Below are 387 nucleotides of genomic sequence, written 5' to 3'. Positions count from 1 at the left end.
GTGCGGGCGCGGCCGGTGTAGTCGCGGACCGTCGCCTGCGTCTCGGCGGCGCTCGCCCAGTCGCCGATCCACAGCGCCTGCGGCGTGAGGGCGATCTTGGCGAGCAGGTTCTTGTCGTTGCCGGACGCGGCCTGCCACGCGGCGTAGGCGGCGGTCTCGGGGTCGACGTAGAACTGGCTGCTCGACACCGGCGGCGTGGTCGGCTGGGTCGTCGGCTGCGTGGTGGGCTGCGTCGTCGGCTGCGTGGTCGGCTGCGTGACGCCACCGGTGCACGTCGTGCCGTTGAGCGTGAACGACGCGGGCACGCCGTTGCTGCCGCTCCACGAGCCGTTGAAGCCGAACTGCGCCGAGGCGCCGGTGCCGAGGCTGCCGTTCCACCCGACGTTC

1 protein-coding gene is annotated in these 387 nt (G+C 73.1%); it reads right to left on the bottom strand.

All coding sequences use genetic code 11. The features are described from left to right. The coding region (locus G3I71_RS49765) for a cellulose binding domain-containing protein (RefSeq protein WP_203733284.1) at positions 1-387 on the bottom strand (387 nt) is incomplete at both ends.

Origin of the sequence: Streptomyces sp. SID12501 (genome assembly GCF_010550245.1) — a bacterium.
Taxonomy (GTDB): domain Bacteria; phylum Actinomycetota; class Actinomycetes; order Streptomycetales; family Streptomycetaceae; genus Streptomyces.
This window is presented reverse-complemented; position numbering and strand designations above follow the sequence as displayed.